The sequence below is a fragment of the Brucella sp. NBRC 113783 genome (assembly GCF_040372265.1).
In the GTDB taxonomy this organism is placed as follows: Bacteria; Pseudomonadota; Alphaproteobacteria; order Rhizobiales; family Rhizobiaceae; genus Brucella; species Brucella teleogrylli.
This window is the reverse complement of the sequence record NZ_BAABRX010000011.1, coordinates 1-18,924: the sequence shown is the minus strand read 5'-3', so window position 1 is coordinate 18,924 and position 18,924 is coordinate 1. Positions and strand designations below refer to the sequence as shown.

Here is an 18,924-nt window from a genome sequence, read left to right as displayed (position 1 = left end):
ACTTCTACCCACCGCAAAACTCGCCCGAAGGCTTCGCAAAGTTGATTGCACTTCCCCGGTGCAACAATTCCTCGACTTGCTCCACTGAAGGTTTGTGAGAACCGCTCGGCCGTTTTTTATCGACTTGTCTAAGTTGCTCTAACCAAGTGCTCGCTTGATCTTTTCAGGTGTGATCGGAAGTTCATAGAACCGCTTGCCCGTGGCATGCGCTATGGCGTTTCCAATGGCCGGAATGATCGGGATCGTCACGACCTCGGCAATGCCCTTTGGCGGCGAAGTATCAGAAAGCGGCGTCAGATAGTCCGCGCTCTGTTTCCATACGGCGACGTCTTTCGATCTCGGCAATGTATAGCGATTGAAATTCCATGTTCCGTCGCCCGGACCATCATCGTAAAGTGGCAGTTCCTCCATAGGCGCGTGGCCGATGCCCATGGCGAGGCCACCCTGCTGCTGGCCCGATACCAGTTCGGGCACGATGATCTTGCCGGGATCGAGAATGCTGTGATGCTGCATGATCTCAACCGCACCCGTAAAAGTGTTGACGTTGAGTTCCACAATGCAGGACGCTGGCGCATAGGTCGTCACGCCCGCATTGACGCGCTGCACCGGCGGGAAATTGACCTTGCTGCGTTTGATATATTCATAACCACCCGTGGTCATCCGCCGTTTCGCCTCGGCGAGAGCGCCATCATCATAGCGCACCGCCAAAGCGTCGATGGCAAGCTCGCGCATGCCTGCGCCGGGAACGGTGAACTGAGCGGTCGCCCATTCCCAGCGACTGAAACAATGAAGCGCCACCCCTGTGATCAAGCCCAGTTCGTGCGCCTTGCGGGCGATGCGCCCAAAGGAAAGCGTTTCCATACTGCCGCCGCCCACACCGCCCGGGACTATACGGATATCGGCGAAAGTCACGTCACCAGCCGATATTTGTCCGTCGGCTGGCCCTTCGCTCCAGATGGTCCGCGCCGCAGGCCAAATGGTGTGTTCCAGCAGGAACTGCGCGGCCTGCCGGGTGCCGAAGCTTAGAAAATACGCGCTGTTGGAGGCACTCATCGCTGGCAAAGTGGCAGGGACCCAGTAAGGGTTCTTCTCGGCCTCGTCCTGCTGCGCCTGCGTCATGGTATAGGGCGAACCGGTGCTGGTTATCGGAAGCTGCGGAAAATCCGTCACGCCGAATTCCACGTCATCGGGCACTTTGCCGATGATGTCGCGCGCCAGAACCTGTTGCGCCGTTGTCGCTCCGGTGCCAATTTCCAGCACGCAATGCCGCATGGTCAGCCGCCCCTGCGCGTCGAATTCCAGCGCAAGCGCGGAGGTGTCAGCCCCCGTGCCGTAATCCTTCTGCACCTGCGCAAAGCCGATGCCGTAAAGGCGGCCCGGATGCGCCGCGTCATAATCCTTCTTGGCCTGTTTGCGATTGGTCCAAAGCGGATTGCTGGCCGCCTTGTCGAGCATTTCGATATTGCGCGGATCGCCAAGCGGCTGAGCGCCTTGCGTGTTCAGGTAGCCCGCCTTGGTGGCGTTGCGGCGACGAAGCTCAATGGCGTCGATGGCAAGTTCATTTGCCAGTTCATCAACCATAAGTTCAGTCACCGACATGACCTGAAGCGCGCCATAGCCGCGCATGGAACCTGCCTCCACGGCCTGGCTCGCCAGCGCGACCGAACTGAAGTCCGATTTCGGCAGATAATAGATCGATTGCGCCGCCGTTGCGGCGACTTGCGCGACGGAGAAGGAATAGTTGGCCCGTCCGCCTCCATTGGCGACATAGTGCCCTTTCATGATTTCGAACTGGCCCGTCTTGCGGTCGGCGACAAGCGAGACATCCATATGGAACGAATGGCGCTTGAGGCCCATCTGGAACTGCTCATAGCGATCATTGGCAAGACGCACGGCTTTGCCACCGCCGTAAAACGCCGCCATCACGCAGTAAAGCGGGAAAATCGAATGGTCTTTCGAGCCATAGCCGACCGTTGTGCCGAATTGGAGCTTGATCTCATCGACCGGAAAGGTCTTGTTGCCCTTGACGATCATGGCTGCGAAGCGCGCCGCATCGTAAGGCGATTGCACGGCGGCGATGATATGCAGCGTCCGCGTTTGCGCATCGTACCATGCATTGCCATTGTCCGCTTCCAGCGCCGAAGGATCGATCGACTGGGAAAACGCCTTGCGGTCAAGCACGATCTTGTCTGGGTTCTTCCGCGCCGCGTCAATCTCTGCGCCAAGTTGATGCGCCGCATTCATGCCCCGGCGCATGGGCTCGTAAGTCTCGCGCGCCACCTGTTCAGGATCGCGCGCGCCTCAGCCCCGGTGCCTGGTCTGCACGGAGCGCGGAACGAACAGGCCCGTTTTGCTTTCATCCGGCCAGACCACGTCGTTGCCATCAAAATTGCCGTAGATCGTCGCATCCTGAAAGGATGAATAGACCTAAGGCGATGTCGGGGTTCCTCCGCCAATGCGCACATAACGCGCTGCGCCGTAATTTTTCGGCGACTTGAAGCCGGTCTCAGCGCCATAGCGGACGACATCCGCTTCAAAGCGCAGCATACGCTTCGCCAGTTCAAACCGCTCGAAATCGTCGTAAACAAGCAGCGCCACCGAATGGCCAAGCAAAAGCGGTGTTTCGCCCTTCGGAACGAGGAAATTCTTGCCGAAAAACTCTTCAGCAAGATCAGACACTTGCGGAATGCGGATGCCGTCCCGCTCCAGATCCTCATGCATCACCAGACGGTCATGCTGGAGTTCTTTTCCCAGCAACGACAGGTCTAGCCCTCAAAGGTGCGGTCTGCTTTTGTCGCCTTTATGAAGAAAGCGTGCCCCTGATCCCTCGTCCAGCCGGGAATATCCCGGGCGCGATAATCGCGGGCAAAGGTTTTCCCGCCGGTCACTTTTCGTATGGCGTCCCAGCGATGGCGCGCCTTGCCGTCAGCGTCCAGCCAGTCCGCAGTCGACGGCCCCGATTGCACCTCCAGCGCTTGAGCAGCCGGAAGACGCGCGAAGAGAACGGATATGCCCGCGAACGTACCCAATTTGATGAAATCACGGCGTGACAGTCCGGCAGCCATGTATCTATCTCCTTAATTGACCGTGCAGGGATGTCGTCCAAGATGCGGTCAAATCAGTTCTACGAATTATCGGACAGAGCGCTGGAACGCTTTGACCAGCCCGGCAGTAACAGGATGGCCCCCGCGCCCGCCCCACTGCGCCCGCATCCAGCTAACCAGCGCGGCAATCTCGCTCTCGTCCATCGCGTCGGCGAAGGCCGGCATGGCGTACATGCGCTGCTGGTTGGTGAATGCCTGAGTGGCAATACCGTTCAAAACGGCGCTGATCAGCGCGTTCGGTTTATCCAGCGCAACTATGCCGTTGCCTTTCATGGCGGGCGCGACATTAGGTATGCCTTCGCCGTTCAGGCTCAGCACGCTTTACCGGCTGTCGTTTCAGCTGTTCGATAAAAACGGTCGCGCCTGCAACGAACCCCGGCGTGCAATAGCCGCATTGAAAGGAAAAATGATCGATGAAAGCCTGCTGCACCGGTGTCAGGCTGAGAATACTACCGTCACTGTCGCGCTGCGCGTGGCCCTCAATGGTGAGGATCGATTTGCCGGCAAAAAAATGTGCATCATAGATGCATGTGCGGCTTTCGGTCTTGGCGCCATCGGGCTTGACCTCGATAACTGTACAGGCATGGCAGATGCCCTGACCGCAGCCAAAATGCGTGCCCGTCAGGTCGAGATATTCGTGCAGAAAGTCGATCATCGGCATCCCGAGCGGAACGTCAACGGGTCCGACTGTGACACCATTAATCGTCAGTGTCAGCGGTCGCTTTTCCATATTCTATCCCGAAACCTGTTATTGATCAGCCGCTCGAACAGACCGCCACAATATAATTTTTACCGAAATCTTACGCGTAGCTAATTTAACTAAATGTAATATTATTCAATTAAATAATAATCATTCTTCCATTAACGGAATATGAAACTAAATCCGACCGAATATCAATTCAATAGATAAATAATAATTGGTTGTTCCAATTCAGAACGAGCTACCGCTGAATTAACCTTTACGGATATGCGTCCTGTTTCCGACAACGCCGGACGGCGGTATCAGGAAACGCAAGGCGGCCAATTCCAAGTAATCATCTAAAAAATTGCTATAAAAGCACTTTCAAGAATCTGGACAGACAGAAAAACTGAATTATTATATTAGTTATGCATCAGCAATAAAATATAAGTTTGCAAGCCTGGGGTCCGCGTTGTATTTTCTCACTGACCCTGTGGTGGCGCTATTTGCTTCCCTTGCAATAGGCTACCTCATCGGCCGCTTGCGCATTGGCCCGGTTCGATTGGGCGGGGTTTGCGGGACATTGCTGGCGGCGCTAGCAATCGGGCAACTTGGCGTCCGCATTTCGCCGGACCTGAAGGACAGCGCCTTCACTCTTTTCATCTACGCTCTCGGATTTACGGCGGGACCTCAGTTTTTCGCCAATATTCAAGGTGGGTGGCGGTATGGAATTTTTTCCATCATCGAAGTTGTATGCGTCACTTTGCTGGTTTCGATTGCGATCATTCTGTTCAAGCTCGATATCGGAACGGCAACCGGCCTTTTCGCAGGGTCCGCGACGGTATCCGCGGCCATCGGCACAGCGTCACAAACGATTTCCCGTCTGCCCATCTCGCCAGAAGAGATTGAACAATTGCAGGCCAATGTCGCCACCGCTTACAGCCTCACCTATCTGTTCGGGCTTTTGGCGATCGTGGTGTTCACGACCCAGCTTGCGCCGATACTTTTGAAGGTCGATCTCAAAACCGAAGCGCAGGCGCTCGCCAGAAAACTGGATTCGGAGGATGAGGACGACGATCAGGTCGAGGGGTTACCTATGTTCGTCGCCCGTGCTTTCAGGGCTGGCTCCCTCGGCGGACTGACGGTTGGCGATTTGGAGAAAGGCTGGAACTGGACTGTCACGATTGAACGTGTGCGCCGACATAAGAAAATTGTTCAAACAGACCCTGCGTTCCTTTTGAAGCCGGATGACATTGTCATTGTACACGGACGCCGTAACGCGGTTATCGCCATTCAGGATTCATTTGGAGACGAAGTTCCCGTGCCGGACGGCACCAGTCTGGCGCTGGTGACCCGTGAAGTGGTTCTCATCCGGGCTGACGCATTTGGGCGTCAAATTCGCCAGTTGCGCCATTCGGCTTCGCCAGAATTGCGGCGTGGCGTGTTCATATCAAATATCCGCCGGTTAGGGCAGAATATCCCGGCATTGCCCGGTACGGTTCTCCATGAAGGAGATGTTCTGACGCTTTATGGACAGGAAGAGGTGGTTACGCGCGCGGTGCATGCATTGGGTAAGCCGTTGCCCAAAGTCGCCAGCACAGATTTTGTCTTTCTCGGACTGGGGATCGTCGCCGGTCTTCTGCTGGGTAACTTCTCTCTCAATATTCGCGGCTGGGAGCTGACGTTAGGGTCAGGCGGCGGCGCCTTGATCGCTGGCCTTGTCTTCGGTTGGCTCAACATGCGAAATCCGGCGCGCGGCGGGTTTCCGGTTCCTGCCGCTGAATTTGCGAAAGATTTCGGACTGGCGACATTCATCGCCGCCATCGGGTTAAGCGCCGGACCCGAGGCGATCGATCTTGTCCTTCAATACGGACTGATCCTGCCGATCCTTGGCCTGATCGTTTCCTTCGTTCCGGCTCTCGTGTCACTTTTTGTCGGCGCGAAACTGATGAAGATCGAGACACCAATTCTTCTTGGCGCAATCGCTGGTCAGCATTGCAGTACGCCAACGATCAGCGCACTTGTGTCCCAGGCCGGGAATTCGACGCCGGTCATCGGATACACGGTCACCTATGCGATTTCCAATGTTCTCCTGCCCCTCATGGGACCAATGATCGTGGGGATTGCTGCGGCGCTCGGAAGCTAGCTGACCCCAGCAAATCTCCGGCGATGTGCCCGTTACGTGGTCGGCAATCCGAGGCGAACGGCATAGGCCGTCAGCTCGGCAGAACTATGGAGATTAAGCTTCCGCATCAGGTTTTCGCGATGCTTGCGTGCGGTCAGCGGACTGATCCCCAGTCGCGTTGCCACATCCCGCGCAGTCAGACCCTGCGCGACCAGCGCCAGAATTTGACGTTCGCGGCGCGTCAGCGGGATCGGCGACAGAATATCCGGCGCGGGCTCAGAGCTGCTGCCCGTCGCCCCCGTGACCGCAAAACGGATGGACTGGGCCAGATAGGTCTTGCCATTTCTGACAGCGTCGATGGCGGCGCCGATTTCTTCCGGATCGCCGTCCTTTGTAAGATAGGCGCTGGCCCCGGCTTCCATCGCGGCGCGAATTGTTCTGGGCTCAACATTCGCGGTCAAGATCAATATTTTCAGTCTAGGCGCAACAGCTTTTATTTCCGAGATGAATTGAATTCCGGCGACCCCTGGCATGCCGAGGTCTAGAATGAGCAGATCGGCCCCTGCACTGCGCACATGCTCCATAACGGACGTTCCATCATTGGCTTCCGCGATGACGGAGATGCCGTCCATCACGGAAACCAGAAGCTTCAGCCCCTGACGCACGATAGCGTGGTCGTCGGCAAGAATGGCGGTAAGAGGACGGGTCATCCGGCTGTCATTCACCTTGCATTGGCGCCCATTGGCGCAAATCGTTCAAATCACAACTTATTGGCGGCAAGTTACTGATCGATCAATAATTTAAGTATATCACTGCGCAACAGACGACAATGCAACATATTGGGAGGACGGATGCAGGAAGACAGGATACGTCAGGCTCTCACGGAGCTTTTGTACCGAAATTCCTATGGCGTCATTATCTCGAACGTCGTTATTTCTCTCGGTGCGATCTATGTTCTGAAAAATGCTGTGCCGACGAGTTGGATCGCCGGATGGCTTGGCGCGCTTTATTTGCTGACCGCAATCCGTGTTTTCGCATCACGCCAATTCTTTAGCCGCCAAAGAGACGCGCAGTCCATTCAGCGCTGGGCGTGGCTTGCCGCGAGCTTTTCCTGGATATCTGGCCTGTTGTGGGGCGGGCTGGGATGGGCGGGATTTCTGCCGGAAGCGCCAATCGTTCTGTCCTTCACCGTCATCGTCCTGACCGGACTTGTCTGTGGCACGGTGCCTTCGCTCTCGGCCTTTCCACCAGCGCTGGTCGGGTCAATCATCGCGACGGTCATACCGATAGCGGTGCGTTGCATCACCAGCGAAAGCGAAATTTCTGGCGCCTTCCTGTTTCTGCTCGCTTCGCTTGTCGCCATCAATTTCTATTATTGCCGGATCACCTATCGCATGCTGCACGAGACCATTCGCCTGCGACTGGAAAACGAAAATCTGGTCGAGCATTTGCAGGAGGAGACGGACCGGGCGCAGCGCGCCGACAGGGCCAAGACACGTTTTCTGGCGGCGGCAAGCCACGATCTTCGCCAACCGATCCACGCATTGAGCCTGCTGATATCTACGCTCGGAGTCTTGGGGCAGCGCGGCAATGTTGCATCCAGCGATGCACGCGATCTCGCCGGAAAGGCAAAATCCGTCGTCCACGATCTGAGCGGACTTTTAAACGAGCTGCTCGATATTTCGCGGCTCGACGCGGGCATTGTAACGGTGGTGAACGAACCGGTTTCTCTGTCGGTACTATTTCACGACCTGCATGACGAATTTGCGCTGGAAGCTGAGCAACGCGGACTTCAGTGGCATGTTGTCGAGAGCGATCTTTATGTCGACAGCGATCCGATGATGCTCAAACGCATCCTGAACAACTTTCTATCGAATGCTTTTCGATACACCAAGCAAGGTCGCATCCTCCTTGGCTGTCGCAGACGCGGCGATGCGATCGAAATTCAGGTCTTCGATACCGGCCCCGGTATTCCAACCGATCAACAGGCGAAGATTTTCGAGGAGTTTGTCCAACTGCAAAATCCGGCGCGCGACCGGTCGCAAGGTCTGGGACTAGGGCTCGCCATAGTCCGGCGCACAGCCATGCTGCTGGGACATCCGTTGAAACTCGTGTCCATTCCGGGCCGAGGCTCAATGTTCTCGCTCACGGTTCCCCAAACCCGCGACGAAGACCAAGCAAACCCGCCAGGGCATCTGCCGCTCGAAGTGGAAACCGCGCTCGGCGTCATCGTCATTGATGACGAGAAAGATGTTATCGACGCCATGGAGCAACTGCTTCACCTTGATGGACACCGGATTTATCCGGGGCGCTCAGTCACCGAGGCCCAGGCATCCTATGCGGCAGCCCTGGAGAGTGGGGACGCGCCGGTCGATTTGATCATTGCCGACTATCGGCTGGGCGGTGGCGTTACCGGGCTCGACGCCATTCAAACACTGCGCTCGGTGGTCGGCCGACCTTTGCCGGCGATTATCGTCACCGGAGATACCTCTCCCGCGCGATTGAGGGAGGTCAATGCCAGCGGGGCACTCATGCTGCATAAGCCCATCGATGTCGATGAGCTGCGCAAAGCAATTGCCGCCGCGATTTCCGCCCCGGTCAAAACCTCACCCTAAGCACGGCGTTTACACCCTGTTGATAGGCGTGAGAACCAATCTGGCCGGTATAATTGACCCCAAGCTTGGCGCTGCGGGAAAGATTGAAGTTCAGGCCAGCCTCGATGAGCGCGGCGTCCTTCGCGATGGGCGCTCCGTAAACCGTGAAGGCGGATGACCCGATGAAACTGTTCGTCGAACCTGTGTCGATATCGCCATAGGCGTGACGCCAGCCAATAGACCCGTGCGCATTGGCCGATACATTGCCCAGCATGAAATGTCGTGACGCCCGCAAGCCGATGGTCGTGAAAGCTGTGTCCATCGTATCGCTATCGACAGAGAGCCGCGCCGCCGTTCTTCCCGCTTCATTGAAGCCATCCGTGCGGTGATGCACATAAGCAAGATTGGCAAACGCTTCCAAAGGCGTGTCTTCCCTGCCCCATTGATAGGCAAGTTCGCCAAAAGCCTGAAACGTGCTGGCGTGATAATCGCTGTTCAGACTATCGGAAAAGCCCGGAAAAATGTCAGATCGGTCGAGCTCGATTTCGTGCCACGTATAGGCAAGCCCGGTGCGGAAGGCGATTGCATTGCCATTGTTCAGTTTCCAGGACGAACCGGCATAGGCGCCCAATGTATAATTATCGCTTTGCCCCGAGGATGCGCGCCCATCCACATCGAATGTTGTCCGGCTATAGCCCGCCAGCAATCCAAGACGCCAATTATCGAATACTGTACCGTCTACTCCCGCAACGAAGCCGCCGGTATTGTAGTCAAGCCCCGCAGTGTTTCCGTTGCCGTCGATTGAAGCCCAGTTACCATAGCCCTGAATCCAGGCGTTATAATTTTGCTCGCGAGCCGTGGATGTTATCGCCGCAAACGCGTCCGGCCTGGCGGCAGTCGAGCCACTCTCGGGACCATAGGAAAGTAGAGTTGCGGAGGGCGACAGCACGAAGCTCTCGGTTGATCGCAAACGACTGTTCATGGCGTCGCGAATAACGGCGCTTCCTTCGATGAGTGCTGCTTTCGTTGAAGCATAGGCTTCGCCGGACAGAAGGTTAAAAGCAGATCGCGCCTCGTCTGCGCTGAGCATCAACAATCTGTTGTAAAGTTCGAGAGATGGCCCCGACTGCTGCAGCGTATCCAGCGCCTTTGCCGTCGCGATCTGGTTCCTCGTTTCCGAAACAGTTGCGAAGAGCGCCGGTGGCGGTGTGCCCGAGGTCGGGTCGACACCTCCCCCATCCGTCTGACCGACATTTTTGACAGCAATTGTCAGATTAACGTTGTTGAGATCATAGGTCTCGTTTGCATTGATAAAGGCCGACTTCGATACTGTATCCTCAAAAGCGCCGTTTATTCCGCCATCCGAGGTGAGGATCGTATAGGTCTGTCCGCTTTGATACCTGGTGGCAGGATCAAGGGCGGTCACGCTGACATTTCCGCCCAAAATCGTGGTTGCGCCGGTCACATGCGTCAGATCGCTCATGCCAGCGCCTGCAATATCAACGGCGAAAGTCGATCCACTTTGAAGCGTCAGGTCTCCGTTGATTGTCAACGTACCAATCGAATTGCCAGACGACAAAGTTGCGCCAGTCAAAATGTCGACCAGCGACCCACTGCCCGAACCGATGGAGCCATGCCCACCAACCAAGGCACCGTCTCCTATAATGAAGGAGCCACCCAAAACCGCATTGCTGTGACTATCATCCGATCCGACAATCAAGCCGCCTGCGGACACTTTGGTCATGCCCGCAAATCCGGGGCTTTCGCCGTTATAGGCGAGCGTTCCAGGTCCAGCCTTGATGAAAGTCCCCTCACCCGTCAACAGACCGGTAAACTGCGCGCTGGTCACCTGATCGAATGTAAATGCGGCCGCGGCAGCAATAGAGACATCGCCGGAGAAACGTTCCGCGCTGGAAGTCAGGTCGCCCTCCTGTACGATCCAGTTGAGATCTGACGCGCCACTCAAGATAAGGCTGCCAGATCCTTCCTTGATCATCGTTCCGGCAACCCCGCTTGCGCCCGCTATATTTCCGGCAAAATTGCCATCAGCTGCCTGCGCGAAAACGACGACACCCGCATTTGCGATATTGCCCGCAATCGTTTCCGAATTGCCGACGAGACGACCCGCCTCAATGACCGTGTTGCGATAGCTATTACCGCTATTTGTGAGTTGAAGCGTCCCTGCCCCCACCTTCACGAGATCATCCTGTCCCGATATGACACCGTTCACGGTGAGGTCGGTATTATCCAGCACATCGAAAATTCCGGCCTGCGTAAGCGTGATCGACCGGCTCGTCTGGACACTCGCCGTCGTCGCCAATGCGCCGCCGTTGAAAATCAGGCCACCGGTCGGATCGCCGAGATTATCATCGCGCAACACCTGCAACACGCCCCCCGCTATCGTCGTGCCGCCTGAAAAACTGTTGATACCACCAAGCGTCAGCACGCCGCTGTTGAGTTGCAGAGCCAGCCGACCGCTGCCGCCATCTTGAATCACGCCGGAAAATTGTGACGGGCCGACAGACGAACCGTCAATGGTCAAGACACTGCTTGTCGCCGCGCCATTTTCAACGAGACCAGCGCCTGCGCCAATACTGTTGATAGCGCCGACGGTTGTACTAAACCCATTGAGTTTGATGGTTCCCCCAACGCCACCCGGCAGATTGTCGAAATTGACGCCAACACCTGACGTCACAGCATTGGTGGCCAGAACATTAAGCGTGCTATTGCCATAGAGGGTCTGAGCGCCACCGCTCAGACCGCTGGTGGCGGAAACGTTGAAAACGCTGCTATCGTGAAACTCCCGAGCGCCACCGTTGACAGCATTGGCCGCCGACGCATTCAAGACACTGAGATTGTAGAAACGTTGCGAGCCGCCACCGACCGCTTCGCCCACGCCAGCATCCAACACGCTGTTGTCATTGAAATATTGCTCACCACCGCTCAGCGCGTTGGCAGCTGTCAACGCCATGACGCTATTAATGTAAAAACTCTGCGTTCCACCGTTGACTGCGCTTGATGCGGTCGCATTTAGATGACTGCTGCCATTGAAAAACTGCGAACCGCCAACGATGGCGTTCGCTGTCGCGGCGTTCAACGCGCTGGTGTCATAAAAAACCTGCTGCCCGCCACTGAGGCCGCCTGCCGTTGTTACGTCCAGCCTGCTGCTGGCGTTGAAATACTGAAAGCCGCCACTAATCGCATTTGTCGCCGATGCATTTAGCGTGCTGGTGTCGTAGAAGCTCTGCCCGCCGCCGGCAATGGCGAATGATTGTGACGCATTGAGACTGCTGAGGTCGTTGAAATATTGCGATCCGCCAATAATGGAGTTCATCGCGGTGGCGTTCAGCGCGCTCGAATTATAGAATGCTTGCGTACCACCGCTAATAGCACTGGTTGCTGTCGCGTTGAGCAGGCTTGTATCCCGAAACAGCCAGGTGGAACCGGATATGTTGGGGAAATAGTCGGCTGAGTTCGCGTCAACAACCGTAGCGCCCGTGCATGGCGACGACGTGCAAGCAGTCTGGGCGTCTGCCGGCGCTGTGAGGGCGAGACCGGCTGCGACTAACAAGACCGCCTTGGTTATGTCGAGATTTATGACCGACGCCGGGCTATTCTTCCAAGAGGCCAGTCCTGTCCGAACCACAGGCGCCTGTTCAACTCGCTCTCCAATTAATCCGACCAAATACGCAATCAACGCACATCCCCCACAAACCAGCCGGCGAAAGCAAAGCCAATCACCCGGGCTTGAGCACTCGAGACCAGCATTCCTGAAACGGAAATGCTGGGATCGGAAACTCCGTTCTGTTTGTTAAAGGGGTAGGTTATGCGCGCCGTCAGAGGAACATCACCAATATACAAGGTCGCCTAGGCTAATCGACGATTATGGGCTGAACATTACGCCATTGTTGGTATCGCACTACGACACCTATCGAATGCGGTTTCCCACATTATCGGGGATCATCTTCCACCCGAGCACCCCAACATTCCGCACTGAAACAGTCCGGAAATGATCGCTATAAGGCTTTCGCCGGAGCCGTTCGCACATGAGGGGCCCAGCACGTCTGATGCCTTTTAGCCGGTCGAAAAGAGATTCTTTGGGTCTTTGCGCAAACACAGCTGTAGATTTTTTGGTGTCAATCAGTTATAGAGTTGCGTATCGAATGCTGCGTTACGCCCTGGCTCACGCGGCAAAGTTCGAACTGGAACACTCCTCCAAAAAAATTAAAAACAGACAATCGCTCGAGCTAAATTTAAGATCCACTTAGCTTTTGTTTGCGAAATTTTTCACCATAATTTCAATAGCTTGATTTCATCGCAATCCATCGCCCCCAGTACCTTTATAAACACTCATTCATGCGCGTCTCGTTTTGCGCGCTGGGTTGGAATGCCGTGTACAACCTGTGAGACTGAGGGCAACCTCAACCCGTGTAGTTATTCGATATTCTCGCCCAGTCCAGCAATACTCCTACGATCAGCAATATCAGTCGATGCGCCCCGTCAATTCAATTATATGACCGCAGCAAACGGCCCAACAGTAAAGTCGGCAACCTGACGGTCGGCCTTGAGATGACGGCGAGACAAATTATTCATGCTTGGAGACACGTTAGTATAACTAAAAAATTGTTTGAAACTGCAAACGTTTTACTCGTGCGTACGACTGCGCTCGTTTCGTTATTGCCCACGCCCGCCATATTCAATCGAAACTGAAATTGACAGCTGTCAACGCGTCAGCGCAAACAACTCTTTGCCACCCATAACAGCACTTTCACCGCATTCCATCCATATGTGAGAGCCCTATCACGACATGAATAACGCACCGGAATCGTCCGGCATGGGCATTCGACCCTGATCGTAGGTCCAAGTCTTCATGCTGTGGGCTAAGTAAGAATCGGTTATCATCGCCTTCAACAACTGGCAGGAGTTTTTCTATGAGTGTCGCCTTCGCCAAAGAAGAGAGCGCAGAAGCAGCTTCGGAAACGATATTGCCAGATCGTGAAATCTCGCCTCACCCCAATCTTGTGACAGAGAAGGGCTTGCTACTGCTGCAGGAGGAGCTTCAGAAGGCGCGAGATGCGTATGAAGTCGCAAATTCGATCGAAGACATCTCAGAACGCCGCTGGCAGACCGCACATCCAATGCGTGATCTCCGATACTATGCAGCCCACCTTCATTCAGCGCAGCTCGTACCAACACCACAATATCCATCGAATGTTGGTTTCGGCTGCGTTATATCTATCAGCAGGGATGGCGGGGCGCGCCAAACTTATCAGATAGTCGGCGAGGACGAAGCTAATCCGAAGTCTGGCACGATATCGTTCGTTTCGCCGCTGGCACGATCCGTCAGCGGTAAATCACTTGGCGATATCGTCATTTTGGGCAACAATGAAATTGAAATCCTGGCAATCTCGTGAGTTTTTCAGAAATGCCGGCTCGGCTCTAGACAGATTTATTCTTCACCAATCTGCGTCAGACCCAGTTGTCAGCGCATTTCCGGCAACATTGACAGCTGTCAACGTAAACAACACATGACGGAAGATTAAATTACCACCAGATTGCTCGTCAGTAAAATCGTTTAGTCCCGATAATTGCTTTGCTTGATGTTAACTATTCATTAACTAAAAACAAATTGCGGTGAAGACAGAATCGGGGCATCTTTGTCAGCGCATATTTGTTACGTTTTACTGAATATGCGCTGATAAGGACGAGCCATGCACCAAAACCCGACAGCATCTCCGCAACCTCATAGCAGCCTTCAGTCTTTGATTGAAGCCGACGCTGAAGAGCTGTCGAAGCGACTTCAGGCGCATCAAATGCGCATTTTTCCGCCAACAGCGCAGAAATCGATTCGCTCATTCACGCCCGCGGAAGCTGCATCTTTTATAGGCGTGGCGGAAGGCTACCTCCGGCAGATCGTATCGGAAGGCCACGGACCAGCGCCCCAGAGCAATGGTCGGCGGATGTATTCCATTCAGGACATCCACGCCATTCGGCAATTGCTGGATGACAACTCTCCCAAGACGCACGGCAAATATATCCGTCATCGTCGCAACGGCGAGAAGTTGCAGATCATTTCGGTCATGAACTTTAAGGGTGGCTCTGCAAAAACCACTACGTCGGCCCACCTCGCCCAGTATCTGGCTTTGCGCGGATATCGGGTTCTGGCCATTGATCTCGATCCGCAAGCCTCACTTTCGGCGATGTTCGGCCATCAGCCTGAGCTTGACGTGCGCGTCAATGATACGCTGTATGGCGCCATTCGCTATGATGCGGAACGACGTGAGATTACGGATATTGTCCGATCGACCTATACGCCGGGATTGCATGTCATTCCGGGCAATCTCGAGCTCATGGAATTTGAGCACGAAACGCCCAAGGTTCTGGCTGAGCAGAAGAATGAAGCCATGTTCTTCTCACGCATCGGCAGTTGCCTTGCGGTAGTCGAAGATCTTTACGATGTCGTTGTGATTGATTGCCCGCCGCAGATGGGCTTCCTGACCCTGTCCGCCTTGTGCGCGGCCACATCGGTTTTAATCACCGTCCACCCACAGATGCTTGATGTTATGTCGATGAACCAGTTTCTGCATATGACGTCCGACCTCCTCGCTGTTGTTGAGCGCGCTGGTGGGAATACGCAATATGACTGGATGCGTTATCTGATCACCCGCTATGAGCCTAACGACGCGCCACAAAATCAGATGGCAGGCTTCATGCGCTCGATATTTGGCAACCGTGTTCTTGAAACCCCGATGCTGAAATCGACCGCTATTTCCGACGCGGGCCTGACAAAACAGACCCTTTATGAAGTTGATCGTTCTGCATTCTCCCGCGGTACTTATGATCGCGCGCTGGAATCGTTGACATCTGTCAACGCTGAGATTGAAGACCTAATTCGCCAGACCTGGGGGCGTAACTAACCATGGCCCGCAAGAATATTTTCGACTTTTCTGAACAGACCGAGCCATCGCAGAAAACTGACGATCGCTCCACACATGCGTCCTTCGAGCAGGCGAGGCCGCTTGCAGGTTTGGATCGAGACCGTGCAAATCGTCCAGCGGCGCTTGGCGCAATTTCGCAGTCTCTTGAAAAGATCAACGAACGGTCCGCCCGCGCCGATGAAATCGAACGTCAGCTTTCAACTGGTCAAACCATCGTCGAACTTGATCCCGATCTGATTGACAGTTCGTTCGTCTCCGATCGTCTGGGATTTGACGATGAGGACCAAACAAAGCTCATTGAGCAGATCCGCGACAGCGGGCAGCTGGTGCCAATTCTGGTGCGCCCTCACCCACAGAATGCGGATCGGTTTCAGATCGCTTATGGCCATCGGCGCGTCGCAGCGATTAAAGCGCTCGGCATCAAGGTCAGAGCGGTTGTCAAAAAACTCACCGATGAAGAACTGGTTATTCATCAGGGCCAGGAAAACAATACGCGTTCAAACCTCTCCTTCATCGAAAAGGCTTTCTTTGCCTATATTTTGGAGGGGCAGGGCTATTCGCGAGAAACGCTTTATCAGTCCACCGGCATTGATAAAGCCATCCTGTCCAAGATGATAACGATCATTAAGTCGATTCCCGAAGAGATCATCCGCAAGATTGGCCGTGCACCATCCATCGGGCGTACGCGCTGGGAGGAGTTCGTTGGCCTTTTGACAACTGTCGGCGAAGCTGTCGCAACGGACGCCATAGGTAGCGCTGGCTTTTCCACGTTGCCTTCAGACGATCGATTTCAATTCGTATTCGATGCGCTCAAATTGTCAGCGTCGAAGGATAAGCGTCAAAAGAATGCTGTTCTATCACCTGTTCTCGGTGACGGTATTCAGCCTGTCTCCATCAAACGAGCTGGCAAAAATGTACAGTTCACCTTCAATGACAAGGCGGCTCCGCAATTTGCCGACTTTATCCAGTCGCGACTTGAAGAGCTCTATGCTGAATATAAGGCCAGCGAAGCACCCAAATAGCCTGGGAAGCGTAAGCCTTCAGCACTCGATCTAACCGATACATAACCCAGGAGACTAAAACGCAAAAGAAAAAGGCCCCCAAAACGTTGCCGCATGGAAGCCTTCCTCAGATTTAAGCACTCCGAGAATCGCATTTCCATGAATCAGTGTCAAGAGTCATAACGTCATTATGGCGGCTGAATTTCTTTTGCCTGAAAAAAGGTAAGAGGAAATGCAAATTCTGGAGTCAATAACGTCCACATTTCGTGGGCGAAGGATGGCGTTTGGCCAATTGAAGCCTTCGTCACCAACCAAATTAGATGGCAAGACGGTCAACCGTTGGGCGATCTATAAAGAGCTTTGCATTGCCAAGTCAGTGTTCGGGATCAACGATCGCTGTCTGGCGGTGATAAGCTCGTTGCTGTCGTTTCTTCCCGAGAATGAAATCACCGTCAAAAACGGACTTGTTGTTTTTCCTTCCAATCGTCAGCTCTCCTTGCGAGCGCATGGGATGCCGGAATCGACTGTTCGTCGCCATATTGCTACTCTCATCGAGAGCGGCCTGATTGCGCGACGCGATAGTCCCAATGGCAAGCGCTATGCGTATAAAAACGAGGCCGGACAGGTAGAAGAAGCTTTTGGCTTTTCACTAGCGCCGCTTCTCTATCGTGCAGAGGAAATCTCGCAAGCCGCCAAGCGAATACAGGCCGACGCAGCGCTCCTCAAACGTAAGCGTGAACAGATCACCTTGCAGCGACGAGACCTCACCCAAATGATCAACGCAGCACTGGCTGATTCTCCATCCAGCTTCTGGCAGAATGTTCATTTGCGCTTTCGCGTGATCGTTGACGCCATCCCCCGCCGTGCTTCAACGGCAGAACTTCAAGACATTCTAGACAAGCTGACCGCATTACGGGCAGAAATTGATAAAGCGTTGATTCAGATGAACAATATTGAGGAAATGAGCACCAATCACAACCAAAATGAGCGGCATCATATTGAATCCCTGCCTGAATCCCATTTTGAATCTCAAAATATAAAAATGAATGATTTGAAGGCGTCTTCTTCATCATTCACCGAGACCACGATTAAAACCAGCAAACCCGACCCCACGAAACAGATCTCCCTCGATACGGTGCTCAGAGCATGTCCTGACATCAAGGATTACAAACCAACCGGCATTACGTCTTGGCGTGATTTAATTGAAGCAACGAGAACTGTTTCAGCTTTCCTCGGCATCACGCGATCAGCCTATCATGAAGCCTGTCAGGTCATGGGCGTTGAAGGATTGTCAGCGACAATTGCCGGCATTCTACAGCGCATAAGAGAAATCGGATCAGCCGGCGGTTATTTGCGTTCTCTAACCCACAAAGCACGAGTAGGGGAGTTCTCCATCGCGCAAATGCTCTTGTCGTTGATGAAAGCAAACAGATCTCAACATGCTTTGAGTTGACGAATACGCTAACGAACTCCGTTCTGCACACCGCAACCGGGACATCATCGTAACCGACATGGCCATTCCCGCCTGGTGCCTGCGAATTATCCTCTGCAGGTGATGTGGAAAGGGGCGTCTCGGGTTGGCGGGAAAATCTAATCAGCTTGGAAGAGGGGGCATGTTTTGAAATCGAAACTGTGGGTACCGTGAAAGCGTTCGAACCTCAACGTTACGGTGTACTACTAAAACTAAAACCAATCCGCTCGTTTAATGTATCGAAGGTCTGTTGTAGTTTGTCGCTGTTCGATCGAGACAACAGCTCCGGAAATGCCTGACGCAAGAACAACCAGGACGTCCCAAGCGTTATGAACTGGTTGCGATAGCGTGGGCCAGAAGCAGGGCCCGTTCGCGCGCATCGCCGGTCAGTTCAACAATGGGGATCGCGCAACGAGCGCCAGCGCCTGATAACAAGCGGCAAAGGCGATCCATTCGGTCTCGGCGGGAGGCGCGCGCGCTGGCAAGATGCGATCATCGCCTGAAGTTGATAGGCGCCGGGGTGACGGCCATGGCGCGGTTCAGGCCGTCTGGGCCGCTCCGGATCTGCGACCAGTGCGGCGGCTGCGATCCTGACCAGCAGGAGGATCGGGTTTCCTGCCTTGTCGGAGCGCGCGGCAAAGCGCGATGCCTACCATTCCATAGGGACGGCAAGACCGTGGACATCGGGCTTGTTTGGCATCAATGCCGCAAGCGGGCGCCCGAGGCGCAGCGCTTCATGGCAAAGATCCGCACCAGCCAGTGTGCGCATTCGCTTGCCATATAACCCTCGTTGAAAATTAGACAAACCACTTCCAGCACGGTGGAATGCCGCTGCCGTCGTTCACGGCCCTGAGGGGTTTCGAAGACAGCTGTCGATGCGTTGAACGTAAGCGCTGTCCTGACCCCACCTTCCGGATCATCGCTTGATCATTGATGTTCAACCTCGAAAGAGGGCTAGGACATATGTCGATTTCAGAACTTACGCTTAAATCCAAGGATGAGCCGATACGCC

Annotated in this window: 13 protein-coding genes; 6 read left to right on the top strand and 7 right to left on the bottom strand. The window is 54.5% G+C overall.

The features are described 5' to 3' along the window. Positions 1 to 138: 138 nt before the first annotated feature. The 5 genes from ABWW11_RS22245 to ABWW11_RS22225 form a co-directional block, all read right to left on the bottom strand. The gene (locus ABWW11_RS22245) at positions 139 to 2,280 is read right to left on the bottom strand and encodes a xanthine dehydrogenase family protein molybdopterin-binding subunit (protein WP_244597010.1); all 2,142 of its coding nucleotides are present in this window, start codon (positions 2,278 to 2,280) and stop codon (positions 139 to 141) included. Positions 2,281 to 2,427: 147 nt separating this feature from the next. Next, positions 2,428 to 2,757 carry a hypothetical protein gene (locus ABWW11_RS22240; protein WP_235859064.1) on the bottom strand — a complete coding sequence of 110 codons (330 nt, stop codon included), beginning with the start codon at positions 2,755 to 2,757 and terminating at the stop codon, positions 2,428 to 2,430. 8 nt (positions 2,758 to 2,765) lie between these two features. Continuing rightward, entirely contained in the window at positions 2,766 to 3,065 is a 300-nt protein-coding gene (locus ABWW11_RS22235) for a hypothetical protein (RefSeq protein ID WP_235859065.1), read from the bottom strand. A gap of 66 nt (positions 3,066 to 3,131) precedes the next feature. After that, complete coding sequence (locus ABWW11_RS22230; RefSeq protein ID WP_109365586.1) at positions 3,132 to 3,377, bottom strand: c-type cytochrome; 246 nt, start codon at positions 3,375 to 3,377, stop codon at positions 3,132 to 3,134. A 13-nt stretch (positions 3,378 to 3,390) separates the two neighbouring features. Continuing rightward, a complete protein-coding gene (locus ABWW11_RS22225; protein WP_109365585.1) occupies positions 3,391 to 3,834 on the bottom strand; it encodes a (2Fe-2S)-binding protein in 444 nt (147 codons plus the stop codon). A 421-nt stretch (positions 3,835 to 4,255) separates the two neighbouring features. On the opposite strand from ABWW11_RS22225, the gene aspT reads away from it, so the two are divergent. Beyond that, positions 4,256 to 5,929: an aspartate-alanine antiporter gene (gene aspT / locus ABWW11_RS22220; RefSeq protein WP_319081159.1), complete on the top strand. Its 1,674-nt coding sequence runs from the start codon at positions 4,256 to 4,258 to the stop codon at positions 5,927 to 5,929. Positions 5,930 to 5,961: 32 nt separating this feature from the next. Here aspT and ABWW11_RS22215 read toward each other — a convergent pair whose 3' ends face one another. After that, complete coding sequence (locus ABWW11_RS22215; protein WP_121539596.1) at positions 5,962 to 6,618, bottom strand: response regulator; 657 nt, start codon at positions 6,616 to 6,618, stop codon at positions 5,962 to 5,964. 141 nt (positions 6,619 to 6,759) lie between these two features. Here ABWW11_RS22215 and ABWW11_RS22210 point away from each other — a divergent pair, with 141 nt between their 5' ends. Continuing rightward, on the top strand, positions 6,760 to 8,523 hold the full coding sequence (locus ABWW11_RS22210) for an ATP-binding response regulator (protein WP_109365583.1): 1,764 nt from the start codon (positions 6,760 to 6,762) through the stop codon (positions 8,521 to 8,523). Here the strand turns inward: ABWW11_RS22210 and ABWW11_RS22205 are convergent. Then, positions 8,507 to 12,073 carry an autotransporter domain-containing protein gene (locus tag ABWW11_RS22205; protein WP_146200150.1) on the bottom strand — a complete coding sequence of 1,189 codons (3,567 nt, stop codon included), beginning with the start codon at positions 12,071 to 12,073 and terminating at the stop codon, positions 8,507 to 8,509. The two genes, ABWW11_RS22210 and ABWW11_RS22205, sit on opposite strands and share 17 nt — an antisense overlap. A gap of 1,360 nt (positions 12,074 to 13,433) precedes the next feature. On the opposite strand from ABWW11_RS22205, the gene greA reads away from it, so the two are divergent. From greA to repC, 4 genes are all read left to right on the top strand, one after another. Then, on the top strand, positions 13,434 to 13,916 hold the full coding sequence (gene greA / locus ABWW11_RS22200) for a transcription elongation factor GreA (RefSeq protein ID WP_109365581.1): 483 nt from the start codon (positions 13,434 to 13,436) through the stop codon (positions 13,914 to 13,916). A 297-nt stretch (positions 13,917 to 14,213) separates the two neighbouring features. After that, complete coding sequence (gene repA / locus ABWW11_RS22195; protein ID WP_109365580.1) at positions 14,214 to 15,419, top strand: plasmid partitioning protein RepA; 1,206 nt, start codon at positions 14,214 to 14,216, stop codon at positions 15,417 to 15,419. A gap of 2 nt (positions 15,420 to 15,421) precedes the next feature. Beyond that, positions 15,422 to 16,462, top strand: a complete 1,041-nt coding sequence (gene repB / locus ABWW11_RS22190) for a plasmid partitioning protein RepB (protein WP_319081157.1) — start codon at positions 15,422 to 15,424, stop codon at positions 16,460 to 16,462. Between the two features lie 211 nt (positions 16,463 to 16,673). Next, the gene (gene repC, locus ABWW11_RS22185; protein WP_109365578.1) at positions 16,674 to 17,894 is read left to right on the top strand and encodes a plasmid replication protein RepC; all 1,221 of its coding nucleotides are present in this window, start codon (positions 16,674 to 16,676) and stop codon (positions 17,892 to 17,894) included. The last annotated feature ends 1,030 nt before the right edge of the window (positions 17,895 to 18,924 follow it).